5 protein-coding genes and 1 tRNA gene are annotated in these 5,227 nt (G+C 32.3%); 1 reads left to right on the forward strand and 5 read right to left on the reverse strand.

Features of this window, described 5'->3' with window-relative positions:
• The 4 genes from KKC53_06650 to KKC53_06665 form a co-directional block, all read right to left on the reverse strand.
• Positions 1-249: serine--tRNA ligase (locus KKC53_06650; protein MBU2598826.1), on the reverse strand; the 249-nt coding region annotated here is incomplete at its 3' end.
• Positions 250-303: 54 nt separating this feature from the next.
• Complete coding sequence (locus KKC53_06655; protein MBU2598827.1) at positions 304-807, reverse strand: DUF4446 family protein; 504 nt, start codon at positions 805-807, stop codon at positions 304-306.
• A gap of 131 nt (positions 808-938) precedes the next feature.
• Positions 939-1,958 (reverse strand): hypothetical protein, encoded by a 1,020-nt coding sequence (locus tag KKC53_06660; GenBank protein MBU2598828.1) that lies wholly within the window; start codon positions 1,956-1,958, stop codon positions 939-941.
• A 17-nt stretch (positions 1,959-1,975) separates the two neighbouring features.
• A tRNA-Leu gene (locus tag KKC53_06665) sits at positions 1,976-2,062 on the reverse strand.
• 178 nt (positions 2,063-2,240) lie between these two features.
• On the opposite strand from KKC53_06665, the gene KKC53_06670 reads away from it, so the two are divergent.
• Positions 2,241-4,067 (forward strand): PASTA domain-containing protein, encoded by a 1,827-nt coding sequence (locus tag KKC53_06670; GenBank protein MBU2598829.1) that lies wholly within the window; start codon positions 2,241-2,243, stop codon positions 4,065-4,067.
• A 31-nt stretch (positions 4,068-4,098) separates the two neighbouring features.
• Here the strand turns inward: KKC53_06670 and KKC53_06675 are convergent.
• On the reverse strand, positions 4,099-5,227 hold a 1,129-nt coding region (locus KKC53_06675; GenBank protein MBU2598830.1), incomplete at its 5' end, for a long-chain fatty acid--CoA ligase.

The following is a 5,227-nucleotide window of genomic DNA, read 5'->3' on the forward strand; positions in this document are numbered from 1 at the left end:
AAGGTCATTCAAGTTTTTAGATACTTCACGCATTTCTTCTAATACCTCTTCTCTGTCTTCAACTCTCAATGATAGGATTAATTTTGAAACCCTGTTTTTCTCCGCCCTGAGTTCCTCTACCTCGACCAGAAGTTCTCTTCTTTGAATATCCAGATCAAGTAGTTTATCAATATCAATATCAATATTTCTATTTCTTACTTCTTGTTTAACTCGGTCTGGATCCTGTCTAATCAGTTTAATATCTAACATCTCTATATATTATGTTCTCCTTCTTAGTATTACTTTTTAATAATTTACTATATTTTAACCAATTATTTTATTTTCACCTTTTTCGGATTTTTGAAGAGCCTTTTTTATCGCCATCTCTTCTTCATTTGAAAGCTTTATTCTTGATTTTCCATTTAAAATGGGTTTTACATAAACCCTCGCATCTGTCCTACTTTGAAGTGAGCTTACGACTACTCCATCCCCATTTCCATTGAGCAAGCTTAAGCTAAAACTGGTTTCCCCACCAATATCTGAAAAGGCATTATAATGAACTGTCCCCACAAATTTGAGCACTTCAAGCATTTTTCTTTCTGTTTCTATTTGCTTTTTTTCAAGAGTATTTACTTTTTCCCCTAATTTTTCAGATTTCTTAACATATTCCCAAAGAATATCTGTAACACTTTCTTTGGATTCCTCAGGAATAAAAAGTTCTAATTTCTTCCTTAATTTATTTAATCTAATCTCATTAATTACTGCCCATATAATTAGTAAAGATATTATGCCAATTATTACATATATAAGAGTATCAATGTTCTGCATATTTTTCTCCTATCGTTCTATATACAATTTTCCTTATATAAGTACTTCTTTTTTATTTTTTAATAAAAATTTCTAATATTTAGTATTATATTTATTAAAAATTCAAAAATTTCAATTTTTAAAATAAATTTTTATCTTTCAACCATGATTTTAAACTCAACTTCATTATTACCAAGAAATTGTTCAAATGCAACAGGACCAACCAATATTTTTAGTAAGCACTTACTTCCAGGAAATGACTTTATCCCAGGTAAGGTTACAGAGAGCACCTCTTCTGGTTTTATCTCTGGTATAGTTGTTTCAACCGTAACTGGTTCAGGTTCTATTTCAGACTTTAGTGTTACTTTAATTGGAATGTCTTTTTCTACTTGGTTTCCTTGATTTTGAATTGATATTGTTACTGATATTTCCTCACTATATAGTAAGACAATATATTCTCCCTGTTCTTCCTTCTTTTTAGGATCAAACTCAACTGTTTCTGGTAGAACTGCTACTCCGTGAATTGGTTGAAGAGTTGCTACTCCTTTTGCAGCATTTATATAATCCATAATCTTATCTAAAGTGTATATTTCCTTTTTCTGTAAGAAATATGATTCTGGTATTTCTAACTGATCTAGTTTCTTCTCCTTTAAAACAATTCCTACTGCCTTTTTATAATATTCATACACTCTATCACTTATATGTAAATCCTCCAAAGCTCTTGAAAGTTGTATGCTCGCTATTTCAACATCTATGTCCTCCAGAGCATTAAGTAGAGCAGGTTTATAGTCATCTAATGCAGCAGCTCTCATATCAAATACAAATTGTAAAACTCCATGTGCTCTCTCTATCTCTTCGGGAACTTTTAAATCTGAGCACTTGTTTGCTATTTCTCTGCTACTATCAGCATATTTTTGTAATTCAGTTATCATTTCAACTCTATCTAAGGATTGAATCTTCTCTCTTGTAGTTATGAAGTTTTTTGAAATCTGATTAGACAGGTTAATTAACTCCGATGCTTTTTTTATATAATTTTCAATTGGAGATTCTCTTCTTTTGAATAGATTTTTGCAGTCAAAAGAGCCTATAAGATATATTGATAGAAGTACTATTATAGCAATTACTATTACTAAGTTTAAAATTGATGATCTTCTTCTAACTCTTCTTGCCATTTTATTACCTCATAATCTGGTGGGTGAGGAGGGATTTGAACCCACAAGCCTTTTAAAGCACTAGACCCTGAACCTAGCGTGTTTACCAATTTCACCACTCACCCATTTAGAAATTATTATAGCATCTTTTAGTTCTTGTAAAAATTGATTTTATAATTTATTTTGTTAATAAAACAAAATGTTAAAAATAATTACTAAAATAAAATGTAAAGAATAATATATTCCACTACATCTATTAAAATGTATAGTCTTCATATTTAACTTGGTATAATATGAGTTGAAATGTTTAAAGGTAAAATTTTTGCAAATAGATATGAGATTCTAAAAAAGATTGATTCTGGGGGAATGGCAAATATTTATCTTGCCAGAGATAAAAAACTTTCCCGGAATGTTGCTTTGAAAATAATGTTTCCTCAGTTTGCATCTGATTCACATTTTGTTGAGCGTTTTAAACGCGAAGCAAAATCCATGGCTAATTTATCACATCCATATATAGCTACCGTATATGATTGGGGAAAGGAAGAAGAAATATATTATATAGCGATGGAATATCTTTTAGGAGAGAACCTGAGTCAAATAATAAATAAAAAAGGCATACTTCCACCAAGTGAAGTTGTGGATATCTCTATAAAGATCTGTGAAGCATTGGAAGTTATTCATACACAGGGTATTATTCATCGAGATATAAAACCATCAAATATCTTAGTTACTAAAGAAAAAGACATAAAAATCACAGATTTTGGAATTGTTAAGGATAGTACCCCCAGTATCACTCAAACTGGTTCCATGTTAGGTACAGCTCAATATATCTCACCAGAGCAAGCAAGGGGAATAAAAATTAGCAAAAGGTCTGATATATACTCCTTGGGTGTTGTTATGTATGAAATGCTTACGGGTGATCCACCATTTAGGGGAGATGACAGTTTAAGTGTAGCACTTAGACACATCAGGGAAAAACCTACTCTGCCCTCAAATATAATAAAAAATCTTTCTAAAAATTTAGAAACTGTAATAATGAAATGCTTATTAAAAAATCCTGAAGATAGATATAACTCCGCTACTCAATTAAAAGAAGATTTAATAAGATGTTCAAAAGGTCTTCCTATCTCTGAATTACATGAAACTGTAAAGGCTAAATTACATCCTGAAACTAAGGCGGTTTTTACGAAGGGTTTTGAAACTATAAAAAATATTAAATGGGTCAGATTTTTATATACCTCGCTTATCATATTTCTTATAGCAGTCATTTCAATTACTCTATATCCTCTTCTTTTAAAAGTGGTGCAAAAACCTATACCTAAAGTTGTCGTCCCTCAGCTTGAACAGGCTGAATTATCAAAAGCAAAAGAGGAGTTAGAAAAGCTTGAACTAAAAATGGCTATTTCCAGACAAGTTCATAATGATTCTGTTGAAAAAGGTTGTGTAGTAAATCAGAATCCTGAAGCAGGATCAAAAATTATGGAGGGAGAGACTGTTTATTTGGTAATAAGTCTGGGTCCACGAGTTACTGAAGTTCCAAATATCGTTGGTTTGAGGTTAGAAGAAGCTAAAAAAGCATTAGAAGAATCCAATTTAAAAGTTGGGATAAAAGATGAAAAATACAGTGAAGTTCCCAAAGGTAAAATAATAAGTCAATCTCCAGAACCTGGAGAGATAGTTGGTTTCAACACACCTGTGAATGTGGTTATAAGTTTAGGAGTTGAGAAAATTGTAGTTCCCTCTGTTATAGGAATGGACTATCAAACTGCTCGAGATATACTGGAAAATAAGCAACTATCTGTGGCACGAATATATGAAATATCTGAAACTGCTGAAGTGGGAACTGTTATTTCTCAGGAACCATTTGTAAATACACAGGTTTTTAAAAACAGTCTTGTTACAATAACATTAAGTTCTGGGAGTGAAATGATTTCCATACCTAAAGTTATAAGAGAAAATTTTGAAGATGCAATATCAACTCTCGAGGAAGTTGGATTTGTTGTTGAAAAACATTGGGTTCCATCAAGTTTAGCTACTAAAAATCTTGTGCTAAATCAAGACCCTCAAGGAGGAACTGGTGCTCCACCAGGCACAGTTATTATAATTTATATAGGAAGTGGCCCAACATAGGTTTTATTATCAAATAAAAATCAGTGAAGTGTTATTTCTTTTTACTCAATTCTTCTTCTACAAGGACTCTTCTTAGAACTTTTCCAACAAGTGTTTTTGGCATCTCTTTTCTAAATTCTACTGATTTTGGAATTTTGTATTTGGCTAAATTCTTTTTACAGAACTGAATGATCTCTTCCTCAGTTGTCTTTTCACCTTCTTTTATAGAGACAAAGGCTTTTACTGATTCACCATATTTTGGATCTGGAATTCCAACAACAGCTGCTTCTCTAACCTTTGGATGTTCATATAAAACTTCCTCTACTTCTCTTGGGTAGATATTAAATCCTCCTGATATTATCATGTCCTTTTTTCTATCAACAATATAGAAGTAACCATCTTCATCCCTCTTTGCGATATCTCCTGTATAACACCATCCATCTCTTAAGACAGCTTTGGTTTCATCGGGTTTATCTAAATATCCTTTCATAACCTGCGGACCAAAAATTGCTAACTCACCAATCTCTCCTATAGGTACTTCTTTTTCCCCTTTTTCTAATTCCATTATCCTGCAATCTGTATCAGGAAACGGTAATCCAATGCTACCTATTTTTCTCAAACCCTCAAATGGATTACAGTGTGTAACCGGTGATGTTTCAGTCAGTCCATATCCTTCTACTAACTTTGCTCCAGTCAATTCCTCAAACCTCTTGCAAACCTCAACCGGTAAGGGTGCTGCACCACTAATACAATATTTAATAGAAGAAAGATCATATTCTTCAACATTTGGATAATGATTTATTGCTGAATACATCGTGGGAACACCTGGAAATATTGTAGGTCTATATTTTTTTACCAATTTAAGTACTGACTCAGTATCAAACTTGGGCACAAGAACCATATTAAATCCGCTTTGCACAGAATAAAGCATTACTACTGTCATGCCGAAAACATGAAAGAAGGGTAATGCGCTGAGCATAATTTCCTTTCCTTCAATTGCTTCTACAAACCAGGATCCACATTGTAAGGTATTGGCTATTAAATTTTTATGAGTGAGCATACATCCTTTTGATATTCCAGTTGTTCCTCCTGTGTACTGTAATAATGCAACTTCTTCTTGAGATGTATCAACATCTGGGGGTGATGAAGAATATTTATTCAACAATTCTTTGAAAAAACAA

It is taken from the genome of Actinomycetota bacterium (assembly GCA_018830725.1).
GTDB lineage: Bacteria > Actinomycetota > Humimicrobiia > JAHJRV01 > JAHJRV01 > JAHJRV01.

Excerpts from the sequence above, each read along its gene's own strand:
- KKC53_06655 (MBU2598827.1), bottom strand. The coding sequence starts at position 807 with ATGCAGAACATTGATACTCTTATATATGTAATAATTGGCATAATATCT.
- KKC53_06660 (MBU2598828.1), bottom strand. The coding sequence starts at position 1,958 with ATGGCAAGAAGAGTTAGAAGAAGATCATCAATTTTAAACTTAGTAATA.
- KKC53_06670 (MBU2598829.1), top strand. The coding sequence starts at position 2,241 with ATGTTTAAAGGTAAAATTTTTGCAAATAGATATGAGATTCTAAAAAAG.